This is a genomic window from Citrobacter sp. CtB7.12, from assembly GCF_001297795.1.
Taxonomy (GTDB): Bacteria; Pseudomonadota; Gammaproteobacteria; order Enterobacterales; family Enterobacteriaceae; genus Citrobacter_A; species Citrobacter_A amalonaticus.
Genome location: NZ_LIFT01000011.1, coordinates 90901 through 116822 on the forward strand (window position 1 = coordinate 90901; position 25922 = coordinate 116822).

The 25922-nt window shown below is 52.4% G+C and carries 20 protein-coding genes and 2 tRNA genes; 19 read left to right on the top strand and 3 right to left on the bottom strand.

Annotated elements, in window-relative coordinates; genetic code table 11:
- The first annotated feature begins 12 nt into the window (after positions 1–12).
- Positions 13–489: a transcription elongation factor GreA gene (gene greA, locus AOY24_RS14940; protein ID WP_042998290.1), complete on the top strand. Its 477-nt coding sequence runs from the start codon at positions 13–15 to the stop codon at positions 487–489.
- Between the two features lie 145 nt (positions 490–634).
- Here greA and yhbY read toward each other — a convergent pair whose 3' ends face one another.
- The gene (gene yhbY, locus AOY24_RS14945) at positions 635–928 is read right to left on the bottom strand and encodes a ribosome assembly RNA-binding protein YhbY (RefSeq protein ID WP_041686369.1); all 294 of its coding nucleotides are present in this window, start codon (positions 926–928) and stop codon (positions 635–637) included.
- 126 nt (positions 929–1054) lie between these two features.
- On the opposite strand from yhbY, the gene rlmE reads away from it, so the two are divergent.
- The 6 genes from rlmE (at position 1055) to AOY24_RS14975 (ending at position 6639) form a co-directional block, all read left to right on the top strand.
- Positions 1055–1684 (top strand): 23S rRNA (uridine(2552)-2'-O)-methyltransferase RlmE, encoded by a 630-nt coding sequence (rlmE, locus tag AOY24_RS14950; protein WP_042291855.1) that lies wholly within the window; start codon positions 1055–1057, stop codon positions 1682–1684.
- A gap of 99 nt (positions 1685–1783) precedes the next feature.
- Positions 1784–3715 (top strand): ATP-dependent zinc metalloprotease FtsH, encoded by a 1932-nt coding sequence (ftsH, locus tag AOY24_RS14955; protein ID WP_044255934.1) that lies wholly within the window; start codon positions 1784–1786, stop codon positions 3713–3715.
- A gap of 88 nt (positions 3716–3803) precedes the next feature.
- Positions 3804–4652, top strand: a complete 849-nt coding sequence (gene folP, locus AOY24_RS14960) for a dihydropteroate synthase (RefSeq protein ID WP_042998288.1) — start codon at positions 3804–3806, stop codon at positions 4650–4652.
- Positions 4645–5982 carry a phosphoglucosamine mutase gene (glmM, locus tag AOY24_RS14965; RefSeq protein WP_042998287.1) on the top strand — a complete coding sequence of 446 codons (1338 nt, stop codon included), beginning with the start codon at positions 4645–4647 and terminating at the stop codon, positions 5980–5982. The genes folP and glmM overlap by 8 nt, the downstream gene beginning before the upstream one ends.
- 228 nt (positions 5983–6210) lie before the next feature.
- A complete protein-coding gene (secG, locus tag AOY24_RS14970) occupies positions 6211–6543 on the top strand; it encodes a preprotein translocase subunit SecG (protein WP_042998286.1) in 333 nt (110 codons plus the stop codon).
- Positions 6544–6552: 9 nt separating this feature from the next.
- Positions 6553–6639, top strand: a tRNA-Leu gene (locus AOY24_RS14975).
- Between the two features lie 310 nt (positions 6640–6949).
- Here AOY24_RS14975 and AOY24_RS14980 read toward each other — a convergent pair.
- Both AOY24_RS14980 and argG read right to left on the bottom strand, forming a co-directional pair.
- Complete coding sequence (locus AOY24_RS14980; protein WP_161804589.1) at positions 6950–10117, bottom strand: autotransporter outer membrane beta-barrel domain-containing protein; 3168 nt, start codon at positions 10115–10117, stop codon at positions 6950–6952.
- Positions 10118–10502: 385 nt separating this feature from the next.
- The gene (gene argG, locus AOY24_RS14985; RefSeq protein ID WP_044255923.1) at positions 10503–11846 is read right to left on the bottom strand and encodes an argininosuccinate synthase; all 1344 of its coding nucleotides are present in this window, start codon (positions 11844–11846) and stop codon (positions 10503–10505) included.
- Between the two features lie 298 nt (positions 11847–12144).
- On the opposite strand from argG, the gene AOY24_RS14990 reads away from it, so the two are divergent.
- The 12 genes from AOY24_RS14990 (at position 12145) to mtr (ending at position 25908) form a co-directional block, all read left to right on the top strand.
- Positions 12145–12221, top strand: a tRNA-Met gene (locus AOY24_RS14990).
- 207 nt (positions 12222–12428) lie between these two features.
- Positions 12429–12881: a ribosome maturation factor RimP gene (gene rimP, locus AOY24_RS14995; protein ID WP_043001756.1), complete on the top strand. Its 453-nt coding sequence runs from the start codon at positions 12429–12431 to the stop codon at positions 12879–12881.
- Between the two features lie 27 nt (positions 12882–12908).
- Complete coding sequence (gene nusA, locus AOY24_RS15000; RefSeq protein WP_054176896.1) at positions 12909–14396, top strand: transcription termination factor NusA; 1488 nt, start codon at positions 12909–12911, stop codon at positions 14394–14396.
- Between the two features lie 24 nt (positions 14397–14420).
- Positions 14421–17111, top strand: a complete 2691-nt coding sequence (gene infB / locus AOY24_RS15005) for a translation initiation factor IF-2 (protein WP_042998284.1) — start codon at positions 14421–14423, stop codon at positions 17109–17111.
- 210 nt (positions 17112–17321) lie between these two features.
- Positions 17322–17723, top strand: a complete 402-nt coding sequence (gene rbfA / locus AOY24_RS15010; RefSeq protein WP_042998283.1) for a 30S ribosome-binding factor RbfA — start codon at positions 17322–17324, stop codon at positions 17721–17723.
- On the top strand, positions 17723–18667 hold the full coding sequence (truB, locus tag AOY24_RS15015; RefSeq protein ID WP_054176897.1) for a tRNA pseudouridine(55) synthase TruB: 945 nt from the start codon (positions 17723–17725) through the stop codon (positions 18665–18667). Before rbfA ends, truB begins: the two co-directional genes overlap by 1 nt.
- 149 nt (positions 18668–18816) lie before the next feature.
- Positions 18817–19086, top strand: coding sequence for a 30S ribosomal protein S15 (gene rpsO / locus AOY24_RS15020; protein WP_000059465.1), 270 nt, complete (start codon positions 18817–18819; stop codon positions 19084–19086).
- Positions 19087–19331: 245 nt separating this feature from the next.
- On the top strand, positions 19332–21467 hold the full coding sequence (pnp, locus tag AOY24_RS15025) for a polyribonucleotide nucleotidyltransferase (protein ID WP_042998281.1): 2136 nt from the start codon (positions 19332–19334) through the stop codon (positions 21465–21467).
- Between the two features lie 109 nt (positions 21468–21576).
- Entirely contained in the window at positions 21577–22461 is an 885-nt protein-coding gene (nlpI, locus tag AOY24_RS15030) for a lipoprotein NlpI (protein WP_042998280.1), read from the top strand.
- A 105-nt stretch (positions 22462–22566) separates the two neighbouring features.
- Complete coding sequence (gene yrbN, locus AOY24_RS24980; RefSeq protein ID WP_010723222.1) at positions 22567–22647, top strand: protein YrbN; 81 nt, start codon at positions 22567–22569, stop codon at positions 22645–22647.
- Positions 22640–24520, top strand: coding sequence for an ATP-dependent RNA helicase DeaD (gene deaD / locus AOY24_RS15035; protein ID WP_054176898.1), 1881 nt, complete (start codon positions 22640–22642; stop codon positions 24518–24520). The genes yrbN and deaD overlap by 8 nt, the downstream gene beginning before the upstream one ends.
- A 143-nt stretch (positions 24521–24663) precedes the next feature.
- Positions 24664–25908, top strand: a complete 1245-nt coding sequence (gene mtr, locus AOY24_RS15040; RefSeq protein WP_042998278.1) for a tryptophan permease — start codon at positions 24664–24666, stop codon at positions 25906–25908.
- The last annotated feature ends 14 nt before the right edge of the window (positions 25909–25922 follow it).

Here is a 25922-nt window from a genome sequence, read left to right on the forward strand (position 1 = left end):
GAGGTATAACAAATGCAAGCGATTCCGATGACCTTACGTGGTGCAGAAAAATTACGCGAAGAGCTGGATTTTCTGAAATCTGTGCGCCGCCCTGAAATTATCGCCTCTATTGCCGAAGCGCGTGAGCATGGCGATCTGAAAGAGAATGCGGAATATCATGCGGCGCGTGAACAGCAGGGGTTCTGTGAAGGTCGTATCAAAGACATCGAAGCGAAGTTGTCGAATGCTCAGGTCATCGATGTCACCAAAATGCCGAATAACGGTCGCGTTGTCTTTGGCGCGACGGTCACCGTTCTGAACCTTGATAATGACGAAGAGCAGACCTGGCGTATCGTGGGCGATGACGAAGCGGACTTCAAACAGAACCTGATTTCCGTCAATTCGCCGATTGCACGCGGCCTGATTGGCAAAGAACAGGATGACGTCGTGGTGATCAAAACGCCAGGCGGCGAAGTCGAATATGAAATCACTAAGGTAGAATACCTGTAAGTGCTCAAGATGTTGATGTATTGTAAAGAAAGGAAAAAGGCCGCATAGCGGCCTTTTATCAACGAAGAGAGCGTGGCATTTTGCTCTCCTGCTTGCGGGAAATCCCTCGTTTTACACAGGTTTTGTGTTCGACTTTAGGATATTCTTAGCGTGGCAGCGAGATTTTGCGTTCTTTACTCGGGCGATAAAGCACCAGCATTTTACCGATGACCTGTACATTACAGGCGCCGGTTTCGCGCACGATAGCGTCCACGATCAAGGTTTTTGTTTCGCGATCTTCAGACGCGACTTTCACCTTGATGAGTTCATGGTGCTCTAACGCTTGTTCAATCTCGGCCAGTACCCCTTCGGTCAAACCATTATTGCCAAGCATAACGACCGGCTTGAGCGGATGCGCCAGACCTTTCAGGTGCTGTTTTTGTTTAGTACTCAGATTCATCGTATATTTTTGCTTACGTTGGGATTGAAAACGGGTCATTCTACCGCCATCTCCCATATATCGCCAAATAGTGCGTGGAAATTTACGCCGTATGGCAACGATGTTCTGCCCCGATGGGAAAGTTAAATGACAGGTAAGAAGCGTTCTGCCAGCTCGAGTCGCTGGCTTCAGGAACACTTTAGCGATAAATATGTTCAAGAGGCACAGAAAAAGGGGTTGCGTTCCCGTGCCTGGTTTAAACTTGATGAAATACAGCAAAGTGACAAACTTTTTAAGCCGGGGATGACGGTAGTCGATCTCGGTGCTGCGCCAGGAGGCTGGTCACAGTATGTGGTCTCGCAGATTGGCGGCAAAGGCCGTATCATCGCTTGTGATCTTTTACCTATGGATCCTATCGTTGGTGTGGACTTTCTTCAGGGCGATTTTCGTGATGAACTTGTCATGAAAGCGCTGCTGGAACGCGTGGGTGACAGTAAAGTCCAGGTTGTCATGTCAGATATGGCACCAAACATGAGCGGAACACCAGCGGTGGATATCCCCCGTGCCATGTATCTGGTGGAACTGGCGTTAGAAATGTGTCGTGATGTGCTAGCGCCGGGTGGCAGTTTTGTAGTGAAGGTGTTCCAGGGCGAAGGTTTCGATGAGTACCTAAGGGAAATTCGCTCCCTGTTTACGAAGGTGAAAGTTCGTAAACCGGACTCTTCTCGCGCACGTTCGCGTGAAGTGTATATTGTAGCGACCGGGCGTAAACCATAACTGGTCGATTTCAGACGAAAGTTTGAAAGACGCTGGATATAGAGTATCCTGACGCTGTTTTTAACACAGTTGTAATAAGAGGTTAATCCCTTGAGTGACATGGCGAAAAACCTAATACTCTGGCTGGTCATTGCCGTTGTGCTGATGTCAGTATTCCAGAGCTTTGGGCCCAGCGAGTCTAATGGCCGTAAGGTGGATTACTCTACCTTCCTGCAAGAGGTCAACAATGACCAGGTTCGTGAAGCACGTATCAACGGACGTGAGATCAACGTTACCAAGAAAGATAGTAACCGTTACACGACCTACATTCCGGTAAGCGATCCGAAGCTGCTTGATAACCTGCTGACTAAGAACGTCAAGGTTGTGGGTGAACCACCAGAAGAACCGAGCCTGTTGGCTTCCATCTTCATTTCCTGGTTCCCAATGCTGCTGTTGATCGGCGTCTGGATCTTCTTTATGCGTCAGATGCAGGGCGGCGGTGGCAAAGGTGCCATGTCGTTCGGTAAGAGCAAAGCGCGCATGCTGACGGAAGATCAGATCAAAACCACGTTTGCCGACGTCGCAGGTTGTGACGAAGCGAAAGAAGAGGTAGCGGAACTGGTTGAATACCTGCGCGAGCCGAGCCGCTTCCAGAAACTGGGCGGTAAAATCCCGAAAGGCGTCCTGATGGTCGGTCCTCCGGGTACCGGTAAAACCTTGCTGGCGAAAGCCATTGCAGGTGAAGCGAAGGTTCCATTCTTTACGATTTCAGGTTCTGACTTCGTGGAAATGTTCGTCGGTGTTGGTGCATCTCGTGTGCGTGACATGTTCGAACAGGCCAAGAAAGCAGCACCGTGCATTATCTTCATCGATGAAATCGATGCCGTAGGTCGCCAGCGTGGCGCAGGTCTGGGTGGCGGTCACGATGAACGTGAACAGACTCTGAACCAGATGCTGGTTGAGATGGATGGTTTCGAAGGTAACGAAGGCATCATCGTTATTGCAGCCACTAACCGGCCGGACGTTCTTGACCCAGCACTGCTGCGTCCTGGCCGTTTCGACCGTCAGGTTGTGGTCGGCTTGCCGGATGTGCGTGGTCGTGAACAAATCCTGAAAGTACATATGCGTCGCGTACCGCTGGCGCCGGATATCGACGCGGCAATCATTGCCCGTGGTACGCCGGGCTTCTCCGGTGCGGACCTGGCGAACCTGGTGAACGAAGCGGCACTGTTTGCTGCTCGTGGCAACAAGCGCGTCGTGTCGATGGTTGAGTTCGAGAAAGCGAAAGACAAAATCATGATGGGTGCGGAACGTCGCTCCATGGTGATGACGGAAGCGCAGAAAGAATCAACCGCGTACCACGAAGCAGGCCATGCGATTATTGGTCGCCTGGTACCGGAACACGATCCGGTGCATAAAGTGACGATTATCCCGCGCGGTCGTGCGCTGGGTGTGACCTTCTTCCTGCCTGAAGGCGACGCGATCAGCGCCAGCCGCCAGAAGCTGGAAAGTCAGATTTCCACGCTGTACGGCGGTCGTCTGGCAGAAGAGATCATCTACGGTGTTGAACATGTTTCTACCGGTGCGTCGAACGACATTAAAGTGGCCACTAACCTGGCGCGTAACATGGTGACCCAGTGGGGCTTCTCCGACAAACTCGGTCCGCTGCTGTATGCGGAAGAAGAGGGCGAAGTATTCCTCGGTCGTAGCGTTGCAAAAGCGAAACATATGTCCGATGAAACCGCGCGTATCATCGACCAGGAAGTGAAAGCACTGATTGAGCGTAACTACAATCGTGCGCGCCAGCTCCTGAATGACAACATGGACATCCTGCACGCCATGAAAGATGCGCTCATGAAATATGAGACCATCGATGCGCCGCAGATTGATGACCTGATGGCTCGCCGCGATGTTCGCCCGCCAGCTGGCTGGGAAGAACCGGGCTCTAACAATTCTGACAACAATGGCACGCCTCGTGCGCCGCGCCCGGTTGATGAACCGCGCACGCCGAACCCAGGTAATACCATGTCAGAGCAGTTAGGCGACAAATAAGTTACCGTTGTTGATGACTGCGTTTAATTGAAAACCCTGGGGCTTGCTCCGGGGTTTTTTCTTATCAATTTATACCAGGGATAACACCATGAAACTCTATGCCCAGGGCACTTCACTGGATCTCAGCCATCCTCATGTGATGGGGATCCTTAACGTCACGCCAGACTCTTTCTCGGATGGTGGAACGCACAACACGCTGATTGAGGCAGTGAAACATGCCAATCTGATGATTAATGCCGGGGCGACTATCATTGATGTCGGCGGTGAGTCTACGCGCCCCGGTGCGGCGGATGTGAGTGTGGAAGAGGAACTGGCGCGTGTTATCCCGGTGGTTGAGGCGATTGCCCAACGTTTTGAAGTCTGGATTTCTGTTGATACCTCAAAGCCTGAAGTGATCCGCGAATCGGCAAGAGTCGGTGCTCACATCATTAACGATATTCGCTCGCTCTCTGAACCCGGCGCGCTGGAGGCGGCGGCAGAAACCGGTTTACCGGTTTGTCTGATGCATATGCAGGGACAGCCGAAGACCATGCAGGAAGCGCCCAAATATGAGGACGTGTTTGCGGAGGTAAATCGCTACTTTATTGAGCAAATAGCACGTTGTGAAAGGGCAGGCATCGCAAAAGAGAAATTGTTGCTCGACCCGGGATTCGGTTTCGGTAAAAATCTCTCCCATAACTATACATTACTGGCGCGACTGGCTGAATTTCACCATTTTAACCTGCCGCTGCTGGTGGGAATGTCACGTAAATCGATGGTGGGCCAACTGCTCAATGTGGGCCCATCAGAGCGTCTGAGCGGTAGCCTTGCCTGTGCGGTCATTGCTGCTATGCAGGGGGCGCAGATCATTCGTGTCCATGACGTCAAAGAAACCGTAGAAGCGATGCGTGTGGTGGAAGCCACATTGTCCGCAAAGGAAAACAAACGCTATGAGTAACCGTAAATATTTTGGCACTGATGGGATCCGGGGCCGTGTGGGCGATGCGCCGATTACGCCTGATTTTGTACTGAAGTTGGGCTGGGCGGCCGGTAAAGTCCTGGCGCGCCACGGCTCGCGTAAAATCATCATCGGCAAAGATACCCGTATTTCCGGTTACATGCTGGAGTCAGCACTTGAAGCGGGTCTGGCGGCAGCAGGGTTGTCCGCCTCGTTTACGGGCCCAATGCCGACGCCTGCAGTTGCTTACCTGACGCGTACTTTCCGCGCCGAAGCCGGGATTGTGATCTCCGCATCGCATAACCCGTTCTATGACAACGGTATTAAATTCTTCTCCATCGACGGTACCAAACTACCCGACGCCGTCGAAGAAGCCATTGAAGCGGAGATGGAAAAAGAGATCACCTGTGTGGACTCCGCTGAGCTCGGTAAAGCCAGCCGCATCGTTGATGCAGCAGGGCGCTACATTGAATTTTGCAAAGGCACCTTTCCGAACGAGTTAAGCCTGAACGAACTTAAAATTGTGGTGGATTGCGCTAACGGGGCAACCTACCACATTGCGCCTAACGTGCTGCGTGAACTGGGTGCGAAAGTGATTACCATTGGCTGTGAGCCCAATGGCGTGAATATTAACGAAGAAGTCGGTGCCACCGATGTGCGTGCCTTGCAGGCCCGCGTGCTCGCGGAAAAAGCCGATCTGGGTATCGCGCTGGATGGCGACGGTGACCGCGTGATCATGGTTGACCATGAAGGCAATAAAGTCGATGGCGATCAGATCATGTATATCATCGCCCGTGAAGCCCTGCGTCAGGGACAACTGCGCGGTGGCGCGGTCGGGACGCTGATGAGCAATATGGGGCTGGAACTGGCGCTCAAGCAACTCGGCATTCCGTTTACCCGTGCGAAAGTCGGTGACCGCTACGTGCTGGAAAAAATGCAGGAAAAAGGCTGGCGTATCGGGGCGGAAAACTCTGGTCACGTCATTCTGCTGGATAAAACCACCACCGGTGACGGCATTGTTGCCGGTTTGCAGGTAGTAGCGGCGATGGTGCGTAACCACATGAGCCTTCACGATCTCTGCAGCGGCATGAAAATGTTCCCGCAGATCCTGGTAAATGTGCGTTACACCGCCGGTAGCGGCGATCCGCTGGAAAATGATACGGTGAAAGCCGTGACTGCGGACGTAGAATCTGCGCTGGGAAGTCGTGGACGTGTATTGCTGCGTAAATCGGGCACTGAGCCGTTAATCCGCGTGATGGTTGAAGGCGAAGATGAAGCCCAGGTGACCGAGTTTGCCCATCGCATTGCGGATGCGGTTAAAGCGGTGTAATACAGACTTAACTGCATAAAAAGGCGGCATTTGCTGCCTTTTTATTAAAGGGAAACCCGGCTTTTGCTGTTTTTTTCCGCAGTTGATACAATGCACTAAAATTGCCCTTGCGAAGGTCATTCGCTTTGGTTAGTATTCACACCCGCTTCAGTGGGAAACAGTAAAATATCCCGCTTTATTGGTTAGAAGCAATTGGTATGCGGCAACTCCGCAAGGAACAGGTTGATTATGTACGAAGCTCTTTTGGTAGTTTTCCTTATTGTGGCAATTGCCCTTGTGGGCTTGATCATGCTGCAGCAAGGTAAAGGCGCTGATATGGGAGCCTCCTTCGGAGCAGGCGCTTCCGCTACGCTGTTTGGTTCAAGTGGTTCTGGTAACTTCATGACCCGTATGACGGCTGTGCTGGCGACGTTGTTCTTTATCATCAGTCTGGTGCTGGGCAATATCAACAGCAACAAAACCAATAAAGGAAGTGAGTGGGAAAATCTGAGCGCGCCGGCGAAAACTGAACAGCCTCAGCCAACTGCTCCGGCTAAGCCGACCAGCGATATCCCACAGTAAGATTTCTGTGCCGAGGTGGTGGAATTGGTAGACACGCTACCTTGAGGTGGTAGTGCCCAATAGGGCTTACGGGTTCAAGTCCCGTCCTCGGTACCAATATTCAAGCAATGGACGTCAATAGACGTCCATTGTCGTATCTGAAGCCTGCGTAATGCTGATGTCCTTCCTCATTTTTACCCGCTCCTTTGATAACCCAGAATGCATCCACGGCGATCTTACTGCTGGCTGGCGCATCAGGATGCGGATAAAAAGAACCCGGGACTAGCCCGGGCAGATATTGTCGATTAGGTTGGAGTTATTTGATAACCGTACCCTGAAAAGTCAGTCAGGAGAACATCGATACGGCTTCTCTGTGCGGACTGAGACTGTTTCCAGAATACGGTCGCTTCAGTGCGTTATCATCGACTCAAAAATGGTACTTAATACCGATATTTGCCGAGGTATCACTGTAGCTCTTCGTTCCAACCTGATGTGCAAGGTTTGTCCAGAGAGTGAGGGTGTCCGTCACCTGACCCTCAAGACCCAGTTTCACTTCCCCGACATTGCGACTTCCAGCTTGTTCAACCCTGACGTTGTCCAGCGTGGCATTGACATTCCGGGTGTTGTGCAGCCAATTGACCTCACCGTAAACGGTAAACTGCTTACCCCTGGTTTGCGCATTCAGCGTGTCGTACGAAAGATTCAGACCAAGACGTGTTTGGGTGCCGGCGCTACCGTCAACTCGCGTACCGTTCACTTCCTGATGAGGATCGGCTTTAATGCCACTCCAGATGACCTGTGCCTGCGGGGTGATGAAAAGCGAGCCATTAGCGCTCTGGTGCAGCGGTTGACGATAGCCACTCTCCAGTGAACCGCTCAGACCACTGATGTTATAACTTTCGCTCGCCACTCCATCGCCATTCACCGATGCGCGAAACGCACTGTATTGCAACCAGCTATCGATATACAGGCCGTTGCGGGACTCTGAATTTTGATACCAGGTGGCGTAAGTGCCCACGCTGTAGCCATGGAGGCTATTTTTGGCGTCATAATGTGTTTTTGTGGATTGCGTATTCCCGCGGCTGTAGCCATAACCCGCCATGATGCCTACACCGAGTCTATCCTGTTCGCTGAATTGACCACTCCACAGTTCACCGCCTCCCTGAATGACATAGCTGTTTCCGCGCATCTGCAACTGACCGCTGCCGTCTTGTGATTTACTACGGAACGCCTGTTGCCGTAACCATATACTGGAATCTTGTGCCCGACCTTCACGATCTTTCAGGGTATGGCTGAAAAGACGATTTGCCGCTGCCATGTTGGCGAGATAGGCCCCGGCTTCCGGGCGATAAATTTGCGGTTTCTGCTCGGTTTCCGCAGCGGGCGATGAAGGTGCAACTGGCGTGTCATTGCCCGGTATTTCTGGTGATTCTGGTTCTTCAGGATCGTTGACCGGTATTTCCGGTTCCACAGGGTCCTCTGGCTCTGGTTCTGGAGCCAGTGCAGAGCGCAAATACCAGTCACCCTCATCCTGATGCAGGAAATATTCGTATGCCCCGGCCAGAGCGCGATTTTCAAGCGTAAACAGGCCATCTGATTGCCCGCCCACGCTTATCACTTCTATACCATCTACCGTTGTGGTGCCGGACCCATGGAAATTGTTTACATACAGTCTGGTGGTTCCGGCAGTATCACCTGTCACGACCAGTTTGTCGGTTGCTGAGCTATCATCGCCCAGCGCAGTATTCATGATTAACGTACCGCCACCCAGATAATTTCCGACAGTAATGGTTTTGAAGACGCCGTTCTCCCCAGGTGGAGTAAATGCCACTGTGCCTGTATTCGTCAGGCTCGTAATGTCGGAATCCCCTGTCACATTCCAGCGGCTGGTCTCATCCAGCGCCATACTGTATCCGCGAACAATACGACCGGTCATTGTTGATGAACCATTCAGGGCGATATTCAGCGCCGTGGCATTAGCAGAACGCGAAACCGCATCACCAAAAATGTGCGAATTGTCGTTGGCAGCGACGTTCACCACACCGGAATGGTACGCGCCGTTGTCTTCGACACTGATCGCTGTACCAGCCTCTCCGCCGCTACGTCCCGTCAGCGTCGAGCGGGTTAAATCAAGATTAAGGTCGGTATTAATCGTTCGCACTGCGTAGCCATCCCGGGTTTCAATATGGCTATCAACCATCGGTAACGCGCTGCTGGAGCTTATTGTCTGGTAGCCGACCAGCAAACCATGACTATTATTACCTGTCATGTTTATGCTGTTCTGATTGAATCTGATATCCGGGCTTCCGCCGAGAAACATCCCCGTCGAGTTATTGCCTGAAACTTGTGCTGTCAGGCTGTCAATATGGGCTGTGGCCTCATAAATATACGCACCAACACTGACGGCCGTAGAGTTATCACCTCTAAGCGTGAGTCGAATATCATTCAGGTAGGTTTTAGACCGGGTATTTTCCACACCGATACTGTCTTTACCATTCATGGTAATATCGATGTCTGTGGCGGTCAGGATTGTTGTCTGGGGTAAACCACTCCCCCTCTGGGCAGCGATAATCCCGGTTGAGCGGTATCCGTGAGATGTGATATCGATGTTATCCAGTGTCAACTCTGTATTATCTATGACTTGCGCCCCTACGCCGGAGTAACCAAACGTCTCAATGGAAGAATTGGAGAGTGAAGAGGCAACATTTGCAGTTGCATCAATATAAAGTCCATGTGATCCCAGACCGCGTGTGACAATAGTGAGATTGTTCATCGCTGCGGAGACATTTCCGTGAGTGACAGTCACGGCATTTGACTGATAACCTCTTGTTTCAATCGAGAGGTTATTTAATGTGGCTCTGGTTGCAAGATCGCTCGGGGCCAGAGCATTCGAGACGGTAATGGCTGCCGGATTCGGCGGTAATGATGAGCTTGAATCATCCCCGTTATCCAGAACAGTAATCCGACTGTTCTCAATATTCAGCGTGGCGCCGCCGGTGACCTTAATTCCTGTATCATCTAAACCGTAGCTATCTCCACGAATGGTGATATCAGAATCATTGTTTATATCCAGGTGCGAGCCGGTGCCAGTAACCTTCACGCCTCGCCCAGTGGAGACTGTACTGTTGCTGATAACCGCAGATGCACCATTACTTACTTCGCCAAGATAGGCATAACTCCATAGTGATGTATTGGCAATATTTAATAGACTTCCAGCATCCTGAGCCAAAAAAAGCCGATCGTGATAAGAGCCTGACTGTGTGGTTGAAGTCAGACTGGCTGTCGAATTCGACAATCGAATTTCCCCACCTCCATATGCTCTCAAAAGCGTATATGTCGCACCATAAAGCGTACGGTCAGCATAAATCTCCACGTTGTTACCGCTGATGATACCTCCGGTGCGGTAAGCGTCCAGAACAACAGTGGAGGCGGTATTCGTATATTGTCCACCTGGCGTTAAGGTTATTGTCTGGTTCGCGCCAGCCATAACGGTACCATCGTTGACCGCGATAGCCTTCCACGGTGCTAACGCCATCATGATCGTTATAGTAAGCATTTTTATTTTCAGACAATTATTTTCATTATAACTATACATAAGCAACATCCTTTTGCTTCTTCATTAACAATTGATTCAGATAATTACCAAATTGGTTTAATCTTCATCGTTTATGAAAAGAATATCGAGGATGACTTTTTGAGTGCAAATATAAAAATCCGAAAATCAGCGTTGAAGAACAATTTTCATTAGTTACGAGGTGAATGAAATACAGGATAAATAAATAAAAATTCGCTCAATTGGGAATAGAATAATATTATTATCAATAATCCCAGGAGTGCTTTTTTGCTGTTACATTCTGATGTGTAGAAATCCTCTACTATATCCAGCAGATATCATTAATAAGTTATGCTCCATGGGATTGCACTTATCTGGCATAGATAAAAAAGGCCGCTTTCGCGGCCTTCATTTAATTATCAAATCGTTACTTCGCTTTGTTTTCCAGGTTTTCAACCTGGGGCAAACCAGTAGCCGAAGAGGCAGAAAGCAGCCCTGACTGTGCATAGCCGAACAGCTTCTCCCGGGTATCGGTGATGTCCAGGTTACGCATGGTCAACTGCCCAATACGATCGTCCGGTGAGAACACGGAGTCACCTTTCTCCATTGTCAGACGCTCTGGCTTGTAGGTCAGGTTGTCGGACACGGTATTGAGGATCGAATAGTCGTTGCCGCGACGCAGTTCCAGCGTCACTTCACCGGTAATCTGGCTGGCGACCCAACGCTGCAGACTATCACGCAACATCAGCGCCTGAGAGTCGAACCAACGACCCTGATAGAGCAGGCGACCTAACTGACGGCCGTGGGCGTGGTACTGCTCAATGGTGTCTTCGTTGTGGATACCAGTCAGCAGACGCTCATAGGCGATATGCAGCAGCGCCATCCCAGGGGCTTCGTAAATACCGCGGCTTTTGGCTTCAATAATACGGTTTTCAATCTGGTCACTCATTCCCAGTCCGTGACGCCCGCCGATGCGGTTCGCTTCCAGCATCATTTCCACATCGTCACTGAAGGTCTTACCATTCAGCGCGACCGGATGACCCTGTTCGAAGCGAATGGTGACTTCTTCCGCGGCGATCTTCACGTTCTCATCCCAGAACTTCACGCCCATGATTGGGTTGACGATCTTAACGCTTGAGTTCAGAAACTCGAGGTCTTTGGCTTCGTGCGTCGCGCCGAGCATGTTGGAGTCCGTGGAGTAGGCCTTTTCGACGGACATTTTGTAGTCGAAACCGCAGGCGATCATAAACTCAGACATCTCATGACGACCGCCCAGTTCATCGATAAAGTCCGTATCCAGCCACGGTTTGTAGATCTGTAGTTCAGCGTTGGTCAGCAGGCCATAGCGATAGAAACGCTCGATGTCGTTTCCTTTATAGGTACTGCCGTCGCCCCAGATATTGACGCCGTCTTCTTTCATCGCTGCAACCAGCATAGTGCCGGTGACAGCACGACCCAGCGGCGTAGTATTGAAATAGGTGAGCCCGCCAGTGGTGTTATGGAATGCCCCACACTGAATCGCGGCGATACCTTCAGCAACCAGTTGTTTACGGCAGTCGATCAGTCGAGCGTTCTCTGCACCGTATTCCATTGCACGACGAGGGATCTCATCATAGTCCTCCTCGTCTGGCTGACCCAGGTTCGCAGTATATGCATATGGGACAGCCCCTTTTTGTCGCATCCACAGTAGTGCCGCGCTGGTGTCCAGGCCGCCGGAAAAAGCGATACCAATACGTTGACCTACCGGAAGATGCTTGAGAATCGTCGTCATAAAATAAAACCCTGCTTGATAGACTGATGGTGAGATCGGCTTTCTGCTCTCAGTGCATGTTTATGCAAAATAAATGAGTTTTCATTTAATCATCTTTTTACGGAGACAGGAAGAGTTTCGTGTTTATTTCCGTAAATTACGCTGATGACGGCATGTCAGGTTATGTCGTTAACAAGGTTGACACAATGGGGGGGTAATCAATATAATACGCGCAGATTTTACGTCCCGTCCTCGGTACCAAATCCCAGCAGTATTTGCATCTTTTACCCAAAACGAGTAAAATTTGCCACGTTTCAGGCGCGGGGTGGAGCAGCCTGGTAGCTCGTCGGGCTCATAACCCGAAGGTCGTCGGTTCAAATCCGGCCCCCGCAACCACTTTCCCTTAGAGTTCTTTTTCAAATATACTGTGAAGACCATGGCCTTCGTAGCTGGATTTGAAAAAAATTCTTTCGGAAGGTTCTCCAGACCGCAGTTGCGGTTATAGGGTTCAGTTATCTAAAGCCCCGATTTATCGGGGTTTTTTGTTATCTGACTACAGAATAACTGGGCTTTAGGCCCTTTTTTTATGTCTTGGGGGTGGGCTTGTCCACATTAGAGCAAAAATTAACAGAGATGATTACAGCGCCAGTTGAGGCCTTAGGTTACGAACTGGTCGGCATCGAATTTATTCGCGGTCGCACATCCACACTGCGCATCTATATTGATAGTGAAGATGGCATCAATGTTGATGATTGTGCTGATGTGAGCCACCAGGTGAGCGCAGTTCTGGACGTTGAAGATCCTATTACTGTGGCTTACAACCTGGAAGTCTCCTCACCGGGTCTCGACCGCCCAATGTTCACTGCTGAACACTATGTGCGTTTCCTGGGTGAAGAAGTTTCGCTGGTACTCCGCATGGCGGTACAGAACCGCCGTAAATGGCAGGGCGTTATCAAAGCGGTAGATGGTGAAATGATCACCGTCACAGTCGAAGGAAAAGATGAAGTGTTCGCGCTGAGTAATATCCAGAAGGCGAACCTGGTTCCCCACTTTTAACAGTCTGGATGAGGTGAAAAGCCCGCGATGAACAAAGAAATTTTGGCTGTTGTTGAAGCCGTATCCAATGAAAAGGCGCTGCCACGCGAGAAAATTTTTGAAGCGTTGGAAAGTGCGCTGGCTACAGCGACAAAGAAAAAATATGAACAAGAGATTGACGTTCGCGTAGAAATCGATCGTAAAAGCGGTGATTTTGACACTTTCCGTCGTTGGGTGATTGTTGAAGAAGTGACCCAGCCGACGAAAGAAATCACGCTGGAAGCCGCACGTTTTGAAGACGAAAGCCTGAACCTGGGCGATTACGTTGAAGATCAGATTGAATCTGTGACCTTTGACCGTATCACTACCCAGACCGCAAAACAGGTTATCGTACAGAAGGTTCGTGAAGCTGAACGCGCGATGGTTGTTGATCAGTTCCGTGAACACGAAGGTGAAATCATCACCGGCGTGGTGAAGAAAGTGAACCGCGATAATATCTCTTTGGATCTGGGCAGCAATGCTGAAGCGGTGATCCTGCGCGAAGACATGCTGCCGCGTGAAAACTTCCGCCCTGGCGACCGTATTCGTGGCGTTCTTTACTCTGTTCGCCCGGAAGCACGCGGCGCGCAACTGTTCGTGACCCGTTCCAAGCCGGAAATGCTGATTGAACTGTTCCGCATTGAAGTGCCGGAAATTGGCGAAGAAGTGATTGAAATTAAGGCCGCAGCTCGCGATCCGGGTTCCCGTGCGAAAATCGCGGTGAAAACCAACGACAAGCGTATCGACCCGGTCGGCGCGTGTGTTGGTATGCGTGGCGCACGCGTTCAGGCGGTTTCGACCGAGCTGGGCGGCGAGCGCATCGATATCGTCCTGTGGGATGATAACCCGGCGCAGTTCGTGATTAACGCTATGGCACCGGCTGACGTTGCGTCTATCGTGGTGGATGAAGATAAACACACCATGGATATCGCCGTTGAAGCCGGTAACCTGGCGCAAGCAATTGGACGTAATGGTCAGAACGTCCGCCTGGCTTCGCAATTAAGCGGTTGGGAACTCAACGTGATGACCGTTGATGACCTCCAGGCTAAACATCAGGCTGAAGCACATGCCGCGATCGATACCTTCACCAAATATCTCGATATTGATGAAGAGTTCGCCACTGTTCTGGTTGAAGAAGGGTTTGCCACTCTGGAAGAACTGGCCTACGTGCCAATGAAAGAACTGCTGGAAATCGATGGCCTTGATGAGCCGACCGTTGAAGCACTGCGCGAGCGTGCTAAAAACGCACTGACCACTCTGGCACTGGCCCAGGAAGAAAGCCTCGGTGATAACAAGCCGGCTGACGATCTGCTGAATCTGGATGGATTAGATCGCGATATGGCCTTCAAACTGGCTGCCCGTGGTGTTTGTACGCTGGAAGATCTCGCCGAACAGGGCATTGATGATCTGGCTGATATCGAAGGGTTGACCGACGAAAAAGCCGGTGAGCTGATTATGGCTGCCCGTAATATTTGCTGGTTCGGCGACGAAGCGTAATAAACTGTAGCAGGAAGGAACAGCATGACAGATGTAACCGTAAAAACGCTGGCCGCAGAGATACAGACCTCCGTGGATCGCCTGGTACAGCAATTTGCTGATGCCGGTATCCCGAAGTCTGCTGATGACTCTGTGTCCGCACAAGAAAAACAGACTTTACTGGCGCACCTGAACCGTGAAAATGGTTCTGGCCCGGATAAGCTGACGCTGCAGCGTAAAACGCGTAGCACCCTGAACATTCCAGGTACCGGTGGAAAAAGCAAATCGGTACAAATCGAAGTCCGCAAGAAGCGCACCTTTGTGAAACGTGATCCGCAAGAGGCCGAACGCCTTGCCGCGGAAGAGCAAGCGCAGCGTGAAGCGGAAGAGCAGGCCCGTCGTGAGGCAGAAGAAATGGCCAAACGCGAGGCGCAACAAAAAGCTGACCGTGAGGCCGCAGAACAAGCTAAGCGTGACGCCGCTGATAAAGCGAAACGCGAAGCTGCGGAAAAAGACAAAGTGAGCAATCAACAGACTGACGATATGACCAAAACCGCCCAGGCCGAGAAAGCCCGCCGTGAGAATGAAGCTGCAGAGCTGAAGCGTAAAGCGGAAGAAGAAGCACGCCGCAAGCTTGAAGAAGAAGCGCGCCGCGTAGCGGAAGAAGCTCGCCGTATGGCGGAAGAGAATGCAGGCGTGTGGGCTGAGCAGGAAAAAGTGGAAGAAGATAAGAGCGATTATCATGTCACCACTTCTCAGCACGCTCGCCAGGCCGAAGACGAAAACGATCGTGAAGTGGAAGGCGGTCGTGGCCGTGGCCGCAACACGAAAGCGGCGCGTCCGGCGAAGAAAGGCAACAAACACGCTGAATCCAAAGCCGACCGTGAAGAAGCGCGTGCCGCGGTTCGCGGTGGTAAAGGCGGCAAACAGCGTAAAGGTTCCGCACTGCAGCAGGGCTTCCAGAAGCCAGCGCAGGCTGTTAACCGTGACGTTGTGATTGGCGAAACCATCACCGTTGGCGATCTGGCGAACAAGATGGCGGTTAAAGGCTCTCAGGTCATCAAAGCGATGATGAAGCTGGGTGCAATGGCGACCATCAACCAGGTGATCGACCAGGAAACCGCACAGCTGGTTGCCGAGGAAATGGGCCACAAAGTTATCCTGCGTCGTGAGAACGAGCTGGAAGAAGCCGTAATGAGCGACCGTGATACGGGTGCTGCGGCTGAACCGCGCGCACCGGTGGTGACCATCATGGGTCACGTTGACCACGGTAAAACGTCTCTGCTGGACTACATTCGTTCAACGAAAGTGGCCTCTGGCGAAGCGGGCGGTATTACCCAGCACATCGGTGCTTACCACGTTGAAACCGACAACGGTATGATCACCTTCCTGGACACCCCGGGCCACGCCGCGTTTACCTCCATGCGTGCTCGTGGTGCACAGGCAACGGATATCGTGGTTCTGGTTGTTGCAGCAGACGACGGCGTGATGCCGCAGACCATCGAAGCTATCCAGCACGCGAAAGCGGCGGGTGTGCCGGTTGTGGTTGCAGTAAACAAAATCGATAAGCCGGAAGCCGATCCGGATCGCGTTAAAAACGAACTGTCCCAGTATGGCATTCTGCCGGAAGAGTGGGGCGGTGAGAGCCAGTTCGTCCACGTTTCTGCAAAAGCAGGTACTGGTATCGACGAACTGCTGGATGCGATCCTGCTGCAGGCCGAAGTTCTCGAACTGAAAGCGGTCCGTAAAGGGATGGCGAGCGGTGCGGTTATCGAATCCTTCCTGGATAAAGGTCGTGGTCCGGTTGCTACCGTACTGGTGCGCGAAGGTACGCTGCATAAAGGCGATATCGTACTGTGCGGCTTCGAATACGGTCGCGTTCGTGCGATGCGTAACGAACTGGGTCAGGAAGTTCTGGAAGCAGGTCCGTCCATTCCGGTGGAAATCCTGGGTCTGTCCGGTGTTCCGGCAGCCGGTGACGAAGTGACCGTGGTACGTGACGAGAAGAAAGCACGTGAAGTTGCACTGTATCGTCAGGGCAAATTCCGTGAAGTGAAACTGGCACGTCAGCAGAAATCTAAACTCGAGAACATGTTCGCCAACATGACCGAAGGCGAAGTTCACGAAGTGAACATCGTGCTGAAGGCCGACGTTCAGGGTTCTGTGGAAGCGATCTCCGACTCCTTGCTGAAACTGTCTACCGACGAAGTGAAAGTGAAGATCATCGGTTCTGGTGTCGGTGGTATCACCGAAACCGACGCAACCCTGGCCGCAGCGTCCAACGCGATTCTGGTTGGCTTCAACGTTCGTGCGGATGCCTCTGCGCGTAAAGTGATTGAATCCGAAAGCCTGGATCTGCGCTACTACTCCGTCATCTATAACCTGATCGATGAAGTGAAAGCGGCGATGAGCGGTATGCTGTCTCCGGAACTGAAACAGCAGATCATCGGTCTGGCTGAAGTTCGTGATGTGTTCAAATCACCGAAATTTGGTGCCATCGCGGGCTGTATGGTTACCGAAGGGACGATCAAACGTCACAACCCAATCCGCGTCCTGCGTGACAACGTGGTTATCTACGAAGGCGAGCTGGAATCCCTGCGCCGCTTCAAAGATGACGTTAACGAAGTCCGTAACGGTATGGAATGTGGTATCGGCGTGAAGAACTACAACGACGTTCGCGTTGGCGATATGATCGAAGTGTTCGAGATCATCGAGATTCAACGTACCATCGCATAATCTTCGTCGTCTTTTGGGCCGCCACTGCGTTGGCTACGAGCGTTCACCCCGGTCACATAGTTATATGCTCCGGGGATTCACGCCCTTGTTGCCTTGTTGCAACCCAAAATACTTAGAAGATGGTTTTGCGTAGGCCGGGGAAGCGAAGCGCCACCCGGCAATAATTTTTAAAAGGGGCTTAGGGCCCCTTTTTTGTCTGGAGAATTTATTATGGCGAAAGAATTTGGTCGCCCGCAGCGCGTGGGACAGGAGATGCAAAAAGAGATCGCAATCATCCTGCAGCGCGAAATTAAAGACCCGCGTCTGGGCATGATGACCACCGTTTCCGGTGTCGAAATGTCTCGCGATCTGGCGTATGCCAAAGTGTATGTCACCTTCCTGAATGACAAAGATGAAGACGCTATCAAGGCAGGCATCAAAGCGTTACAGGAAGCGTCCGGCTTCATCCGTAGCCTACTGGGTAAAGCGATGCGACTGCGTATCGTGCCGGAACTGACCTTCTTCTACGATAATTCGCTGGTGGAAGGGATGCGCATGTCCAACCTGGTGACCAACGTGGTTAAACATGACGAAGAACGTCGTGTAAACCCGGACGACAGCAAGGAGGACTAATGAGTCGTCCTCGTCGTCGTGGTCGCGACATTCACGGTGTCCTGCTGCTGGATAAGCCGCAGGGCATGTCCAGCAATGACGTACTGCAAAAAGTTAAACGCATTTATAACGCCAATCGCGCCGGGCATACCGGGGCGCTGGATCCGTTAGCGACCGGCATGCTGCCGATTTGCCTCGGGGAAGCGACCAAGTTTTCGCAATATCTGCTGGATTCTGACAAGCGTTATCGGGTGATTGCCCGTCTGGGACAGCGTACAGACACGTCCGATGCCGATGGGCAAATCGTACAGGAGCGCCCGGTCGCCTTCACCCCCGAGCAACTGGCGGCCGCGCTGGACGCGTTCCGCGGTGATATCGAGCAGGTGCCATCGATGTATTCGGCGCTGAAGTATCAGGGTAAAAAACTGTACGAATACGCGCGTCAGGGCATTGAAGTGCCGCGTGAAGCCCGACCGATTACCGTTTACGAGCTGTTGTTTATCCGTCATGAAGGGGATGAACTGGAGCTGGAAGTGCACTGTTCGAAAGGCACTTATATTCGTACTATTATTGACGATCTGGGTGAGAAGCTGGGATGTGGCGCGCATGTGATCTTCCTGCGTCGTCTGACGGTCAGCAAATATCCGGTGGATCGTATGGTCACGCTGGAGCGTCTGCGTGAAATGGTCGAACAGGCGGAGCAACAGGGGATCCCGGCAGCACAGTTGCTTGATCCGCTGTTGATGCCGATGGACAGTCCGGCATCGGACTACCCTGTCGTTAATTTGCCGCTAACATCATCGGTTTACTTCAAAAACGGTAACCCGGTTCGCACGAACGGCGCCCCGCAGGAAGGGTTAGTCCGTGTCACGGAAGGTGATGACGGTAAATTTATCGGTATGGGCGAGATCGACGACGAAGGTCGCGTGGCGCCTCGCCGATTAGTGGTGGAGTATCCGGCGTAGCACGGGTTCGTCTTGCGATAAGAAGGCGCTACGAGTAGAATACTGCCGCTTAACGTCGCGTGAATTTTTTAACAGTTCACCTGGCGTACACTGGGAACGCTGAATTAGAGATCGGCGTCCTTTCATACTTAATACTTTGGAGTTTTAAAATGTCTCTAAGTACTGAAGCTACAGCTAAAATCGTTTCTGAGTTTGGTCGTGATGCAAACGACACCGGTTCTACCGATGTTCAGGTTGCACTGTTGACTGCACAGATTAACCACCTGCAGGGCCACTTTGCAGAGCACAAAAAAGATCACCACAGCCGTCGTGGTCTGCTGCGCATGGTTTCTCAGCGTCGTAAACTGCTCGACTACCTGAAACGTAAAGATGTTGCACGCTACACCGCGCTGATCGAGCGTCTGGGTCTGCGTCGCTAATTCTTGCGAGTTTCGTAAAAGGGGGCCTTCATGGCCCCTTTTTTCAAGCAGATGGCAGCAATTCACTGGAAACTATTGTATTGTTGCTATGAATGATCTTCCGTTGCAGAGGTTCGCGCGGCTAATGAGAGGCTTTACCCAATTTCGTATGGGTTAGGGTTGTCATTAGTCGCGAGGATGCGCAGAAGATCGGGTATTAACGGCGATTCAGTCTGTGTCGCCAAAAAATTGGAAAGGATATTATTTTGCTTAATCCGATCGTTCGTAAATTCCAGTACGGTCAGCATACCGTTACGCTGGAAACCGGCATGATGGCCCGTCAGGCCACTGCCGCTGTTATGGTTAGCATGGATGACACGGCGGTATTCGTGACCGTTGTCGGCCAGAAAAAAGCGAAGCCGGGCCAGGACTTCTTCCCGCTGACCGTTAACTATCAGGAGCGTACCTACGCTGCTGGCCGCATCCCAGGTAGCTTCTTCCGTCGTGAAGGCCGTCCAAGCGAAGGCGAAACCCTGATCGCGCGTCTGATTGACCGCCCGGTTCGTCCGCTGTTCCCGGAAGGTTTCGTGAACGAAGTTCAGGTTATCGCAACCGTCGTTTCCGTTAACCCGCAGGTTAACCCGGATATCGTCGCGATGATCGGTGCCTCTGCTGCACTGTCTCTGTCTGGTATTCCGTTCAACGGCCCAATCGGTGCGGCACGTGTGGGTTATATCAATGACCAGTACGTACTGAACCCGACTCAGGACGAGCTGAAAGAGAGCAAACTGGATCTGGTCGTTGCCGGTACGGAAGCCGCCGTACTGATGGTTGAATCCGAAGCAGAACTGCTGAGCGAAGACCAGATGCTGGGTGCTGTCGTGTTTGGTCACGAACAGCAGCAGGTGGTTATCAAAGAAATCAACGAACTGGTGAAAGAAGCCGGTAAACCACGTTGGGACTGGCAGCCGGAAGCGGTGAACGAAGCGCTGAACGCGCGCGTTGCAGCCCTGGCAGAATCTCGCCTGAGCGACGCTTACCGTATCACCGACAAACAAGAGCGTTATGCTCAGGTTGACGTGATCAAGTCAGAAACCATCGCAACGCTGGTTGCAGAAGATGAGTCCCTGGACGCTAACGAACTGGGTGAAATCCTGCACGCAATCGAGAAAAACGTGGTGCGTAGCCGTGTACTGGCCGGCGAACCGCGTATTGATGGCCGCGAAAAAGACATGATCCGTGGTCTGGACGTGCGTACTGGCGTACTGCCACGTACCCACGGTTCCGCATTGTTCACCCGTGGCGAAACTCAGGCGCTGGTTACCGCAACCCTGGGTACCACCCGTGATGCGCAGAGCCTCGACGAACTGATGGGCGAGCGTACTGACAACTTCCTGTTCCACTACAACTTCCCTCCGTACTGCGTCGGCGAAACCGGCATGGTCGGTTCTCCGAAGCGTCGTGAAATTGGTCACGGTCGTCTGGCGAAGCGCGGCGTGCTGGCAGTGATGCCGGATCTGGATAAATTCCCGTACACCGTGCGTGTGGTTTCTGAAATCACCGAATCCAACGGTTCTTCTTCCATGGCTTCCGTGTGTGGTGCCTCTCTGGCGCTGATGGACGCAGGCGTGCCGATCAAAGCGGCCGTTGCGGGTATCGCGATGGGTCTGGTGAAAGAAGGCGACAACTACGTTGTTCTGTCTGACATCCTGGGCGACGAAGATCACCTGGGCGATATGGACTTCAAAGTTGCGGGCTCCCGCGACGGTATCTCTGCGCTGCAGATGGATATCAAAATTGAAGGTATCACCAAAGAGATCATGCAGGTTGCTCTGAACCAGGCTAAAGGTGCGCGTCTGCATATCCTGGGCGTGATGGAACAGGCGATTAACGCGCCACGCGGCGACATTTCTCAGTTTGCACCGCGTATCCACACCATTAAGATCAGCCCGGACAAAATCAAAGATGTGATCGGTAAAGGCGGTTCTGTGATCCGTGCGCTGACCGAAGAGACTGGCACCACCATCGAAATCGAAGATGACGGTACCGTGAAAATCGCAGCAACCGACGGTGAAAAAGCGAAATACGCAATTCGCCGTATCGAAGAGATCACCGCAGAAATCGAAGTGGGCCGTATCTACAACGGTAAAGTGACCCGTATCGTTGACTTTGGTGCGTTCGTTGCCATCGGCGGCGGTAAAGAAGGCCTGGTACACATCTCGCAGATCGCAGATAAGCGCGTTGAGAAAGTGACCGATTACCTGCAGATGGGCCAGGAAGTACCGGTTAAAGTTCTGGAAGTTGACCGCCAGGGCCGTGTACGTCTGAGCATTAAAGAAGCAACTGAACAATCTCAGCCTGCCGCCGCACCGGAAGCTCCGGTAAGCGAACAGGGCGAGTAAGGTTGCCATTTGCCCTCCGCCGTTGCGGAGGGCTTTTAACCTGGCAGGACGCCTTGTTAGCAACCGGGGAACAGGACGTTCAATTAATCGTTGTCTTCGGGAGTGGGAAATGAAGCCTTTTTTGCGCTGGTGTTTCGTGGCAACAGCACTCACGCTGGCTGGATGCAGTAACTCCACCTGGCGTAAGAGTGAAGTCCTCGCAGTACCATTGCAACCGACTTTGCAGCAGGAAGTGATTCTGGCACGCATGGAACAAATTCTTGCCAGTCGGGCTTTAACCGATGACGAACGCGCACAGCTTTTATATGAGCGCGGAGTGTTGTATGATAGTCTCGGTCTGAGGGCATTGGCGCGAAATGATTTTTCACAAGCGCTGGCAATCCGACCTGATATGCCTGAAGTATTCAATTACTTAGGCATTTATTTAACGCAGGCAGGCAATTTTGATGCTGCCTATGAAGCGTTTGATTCTGTACTTGAGCTTGATCCAACTTACAACTACGCGCACTTAAATCGCGGTATCGCATTGTATTACGGCGGTCGCGACAAGTTAGCGCAAGATGATCTGCTGGCGTTTTATCAAGACGATCCCAATGATCCTTTCCGCAGCCTGTGGCTTTATCTCGCCGAGCAGAAGCTCGATGAGAAGCAGGCAAAAGTCGCGCTGAAACAGCGCTTCGAGAAATCGGATAAAGAACAATGGGGATGGAACATTGTCGAGTTCTACCTGGGCAACATTAGCGAAGCAACGCTGATGGATAGGCTCAAGGCGGACGCAACGGATAACACCTCGCTCGCTGAGCATCTCAGTGAAACCAACTTCTATTTAGGTAAGTACTACCTAAGTCTGGGGGATTTGGACAACGCTACGGCATTGTTCAAACTGGCGGTGGCTAACAACGTTCATAACTTTGTTGAGCACCGATATGCATTGTTGGAATTATCGCTCCTGGGCCAGGACCAAGATGACCTGGCAGAATCGGACCAGCAATAGCTGACGTACACATCAGCCCGTAATCTTTTTGATTGCCATCACCTTCGCGGGTGAGGGCGTTGTTGTTCGTTAATACACCTACTTTGAGCCGGTTCACACTTTTCAATGAAAATTGCAGATCAATTTCATGATGAGTTATGTAGACTGGCCGCCATTAATTTTGAGGCACACGTACTACATGGCTGAATTCGAAACCACTTTTGCAGATCTGGGCCTGAAGGCTCCTATCCTTGAAGCCCTTAACGATCTGGGTTACGAAAAACCATCTCCAATCCAGGCAGAGTGCATTCCGCATCTGCTGGGCGGTCGCGATGTTCTGGGTATGGCCCAGACCGGTAGCGGCAAAACGGCAGCGTTCTCTTTACCGCTGCTCAACAATCTTGATCCTGAGCTGAAGGCACCTCAGATTCTGGTGCTGGCACCGACCCGCGAACTGGCGGTTCAGGTAGCCGAAGCGATGACGGATTTCTCTAAACACATGCGCGGCGTGAACGTGGTTGCCCTGTACGGCGGCCAGCGTTATGACGTGCAGTTACGCGCCCTGCGTCAAGGGCCGCAGATCGTCGTCGGTACGCCGGGTCGTCTGCTTGATCACTTAAAACGCGGTACCCTGGATCTGTCTCGTCTGAGCGGTCTGGTACTGGACGAAGCCGATGAAATGCTGCGTATGGGCTTCATCGAAGACGTTGAAACCATCATGGCGCAGATCCCGGAAGGTCATCAGACCGCTCTGTTCTCTGCCACCATGCCGGAAGCGATTCGTCGCATTACCCGCCGCTTCATGAAAGAGCCGCAGGAAGTGCGCATTCAGTCCAGCGTCACTACCCGTCCGGACATCAGCCAGAGTTACTGGACTGTCTGGGGCATGCGTAAAAACGAAGCGCTGGTGCGTTTCCTGGAAGCGGAAGATTTTGATGCGGCGATTATCTTCGTTCGTACCAAAAACGCGACTCTGGAAGTGGCTGAAGCGCTGGAGCGTAGCGGCTATAACAGCGCCGCGCTGAACGGCGACATGAACCAGGCGCTGCGTGAGCAGACCCTGGAACGTCTGAAAGACGGTCGTCTGGATATCCTGATTGCAACCGACGTTGCGGCCCGTGGCCTGGACGTTGAGCGTATCAGCCTGGTCGTAAACTACGATATCCCAATGGATTCCGAGTCTTACGTTCACCGTATCGGTCGTACCGGTCGTGCGGGCCGTGCAGGCCGTGCGCTGCTGTTCGTTGAGAACCGCGAGCGTCGTCTGCTGCGTAACATTGAACGCACGATGAAGCTGACCATTCCGGAAGTTGAACTGCCGAACGCTGAACTGTTGGGCAAACGTCGTCTGGAAAAATTTGCGGCTAAAGTACAGCAGCAGCTGGAAAGCAGCGATCTGGATCAGTACCGTGCGCTGCTGGCGAAACTGCAGCCGACGGCGGAAGACGAAGAGCTGGATATCGAAACTCTGGCTGCCGCTCTGCTTAAGATGGCGCAGGGCGAACGTCCGCTGATTCTGCCGCCAGATGCGCCGATGCGTCCGAAGCGTGAGTTCCGCGACCGTGACGATCGTGGTCCGCGTGACCGTAACGATCGTGGCCCGCGTGGCGACCGTGAAGACCGTCCGCGTCGTGAACGTCGTGACGTTGGCGATATGCAGCTGTACCGCATTGAAGTGGGCCGTGATGATGGCGTTGAAGTTCGTCATATCGTTGGCGCGATTGCAAACGAAGGCGACATCAGCAGCCGTTACATTGGTAACATCAAGCTGTTCGCTTCGCACTCCACCATCGAACTGCCGAAAGGTATGCCGGGTGAAGTCCTGCAGCACTTTACGCGCACTCGCATCCTGAACAAGCCGATGAACATGCAGCTGCTGGGCGATGCACAGCCGCACACTGAACGTCGTGGCGGTGGTCGTAGCTGCTTTGGTGGCGAGCGTCGTGAAGGTGGTCGTGGCTTCGGCGGTGAGCGTCGTGAAGGTGGTCGTGGTGATGGGCGTCGTTTCAGCGGCGAACGTCGCGAAGGTAGCCGTGCACCACGTCGTGAAGAAGGCTCCAGCCGTCGTCGTGACGCGTAAACATCTTGCTTACTGACGTAAAGTAATAGATACAGCCCCGGTAAAACTATCGGGGCTTTTTTTATTTCATTTGTACTATTGTACTGGTACAGTGCAACACATTAAAATGCCGTCACAACATTATTCGCTGGAGAAATCGCTAAATGGCAACACTAACCACCACCCAGACATCACCTTCGCTGCTCGGCGGCGTGGTGATCATCGGCGGCACCATTATCGGCGCAGGGATGTTCTCTCTGCCGGTGGTTATGTCCGGGGCGTGGTTTTTCTGGTCAATGGCGGCGCTTGTCTTTACCTGGTTCTGCATGCTGCATTCCGGTTTGATGATCCTCGAAGCCAACCTCAACTATCGTATCGGTTCAAGCTTCGACACCATCACCAAAGATCTGCTGGGCAAAGGCTGGAACGTCGTCAACGGTATTTCTATTGCCTTCGTGCTCTATATCCTGACCTACGCCTATATTTCGGCGAGCGGTTCGATTTTGCACCATACCTTCAGCGAAATGTCGCTGAATGTGCCTGCGCGTGCGGCAGGGTTTGGCTTTGCCCTGTTGGTGGCGTTTGTGGTGTGGTTGAGCACCAAAGCGGTGAGTCGCATGACGGCGATCGTGCTGGGTGCGAAAGTCATTACTTTCTTCCTGACCTTCGGCAGTCTGCTCGGGCACGTCACGCCGACCACGTTGTTTAACGTCTCGGAAAGTCACGCCTCTTATACGCCGTACCTGTTGATGACGCTGCCATTCTGTCTGGCGTCCTTTGGTTACCACGGTAACGTCCCGAGCCTGATGAAATACTACGGCAAAGATCCGCGCACTATTGTGAAGTGCCTGGTCTACGGTACGCTGCTGGCGCTGGTGCTCTACTCCGTCTGGTTGCTGGGAACGATGGGAAACATTCCGCGTCCAGAGTTTATCGGTATCGCGCAGAAGGGCGGCAATATTGATGTGTTGGTTCAGGCGCTAAGCGGCGTGCTGAACAGTCGCAGTCTGGACCTGTTGCTGGTGGTGTTCTCCAACTTTGCGGTGGCGAGTTCATTCCTCGGCGTGACGCTGGGACTGTTTGACTATCTGGCGGATCTGTTTGGTTTCGATGATTCGGCGCTGGGGCGCTTCAAAACGGCGCTGCTTACCTTTGTGCCGCCAATCGCCGGTGGGTTGCTGTGGCCGAACGGTTTCCTGTATGCCATTGGTTATGCAGGACTGGCGGCGACCATCTGGGCCGCGATTGTACCGGCGTTGCTGGCACGTAAATCGCGTCAGCGCTTTGGTAGCCCGAAATTCCGTGTCTGGGGTGGTAAGCCGATGATTGTCCTGATTCTGGTTTTTGGTGTCGGTAACGCGCTGGTACATATCCTGTCGAGCTTTAATTTATTGCCTGTGTACCAGTAAGTTTTTTGTGCCGG

Coding starts and splice junctions, on each gene's coding strand:
- greA (WP_042998290.1), top strand. CDS start 13: ATGCAAGCGATTCCGATGACCTTACGTGGTGCAGAAAAATTACGCGAA.
- yhbY (WP_041686369.1), bottom strand. CDS start 928: ATGAATCTGAGTACTAAACAAAAACAGCACCTGAAAGGTCTGGCGCAT.
- rlmE (WP_042291855.1), top strand. CDS start 1,055: ATGACAGGTAAGAAGCGTTCTGCCAGCTCGAGTCGCTGGCTTCAGGAA.
- ftsH (WP_044255934.1), top strand. CDS start 1,784: ATGGCGAAAAACCTAATACTCTGGCTGGTCATTGCCGTTGTGCTGATG.
- folP (WP_042998288.1), top strand. CDS start 3,804: ATGAAACTCTATGCCCAGGGCACTTCACTGGATCTCAGCCATCCTCAT.
- glmM (WP_042998287.1), top strand. CDS start 4,645: ATGAGTAACCGTAAATATTTTGGCACTGATGGGATCCGGGGCCGTGTG.
- secG (WP_042998286.1), top strand. CDS start 6,211: ATGTACGAAGCTCTTTTGGTAGTTTTCCTTATTGTGGCAATTGCCCTT.
- AOY24_RS14980 (WP_161804589.1), bottom strand. CDS start 10,117: ATGTATAGTTATAATGAAAATAATTGTCTGAAAATAAAAATGCTTACT.
- argG (WP_044255923.1), bottom strand. CDS start 11,846: ATGACGACGATTCTCAAGCATCTTCCGGTAGGTCAACGTATTGGTATC.
- nusA (WP_054176896.1), top strand. CDS start 12,909: ATGAACAAAGAAATTTTGGCTGTTGTTGAAGCCGTATCCAATGAAAAG.
- infB (WP_042998284.1), top strand. CDS start 14,421: ATGACAGATGTAACCGTAAAAACGCTGGCCGCAGAGATACAGACCTCC.
- rbfA (WP_042998283.1), top strand. CDS start 17,322: ATGGCGAAAGAATTTGGTCGCCCGCAGCGCGTGGGACAGGAGATGCAA.
- truB (WP_054176897.1), top strand. CDS start 17,723: ATGAGTCGTCCTCGTCGTCGTGGTCGCGACATTCACGGTGTCCTGCTG.
- rpsO (WP_000059465.1), top strand. CDS start 18,817: ATGTCTCTAAGTACTGAAGCTACAGCTAAAATCGTTTCTGAGTTTGGT.
- nlpI (WP_042998280.1), top strand. CDS start 21,577: ATGAAGCCTTTTTTGCGCTGGTGTTTCGTGGCAACAGCACTCACGCTG.
- yrbN (WP_010723222.1), top strand. CDS start 22,567: ATGAAAATTGCAGATCAATTTCATGATGAGTTATGTAGACTGGCCGCC.
- deaD (WP_054176898.1), top strand. CDS start 22,640: ATGGCTGAATTCGAAACCACTTTTGCAGATCTGGGCCTGAAGGCTCCT.
- mtr (WP_042998278.1), top strand. CDS start 24,664: ATGGCAACACTAACCACCACCCAGACATCACCTTCGCTGCTCGGCGGC.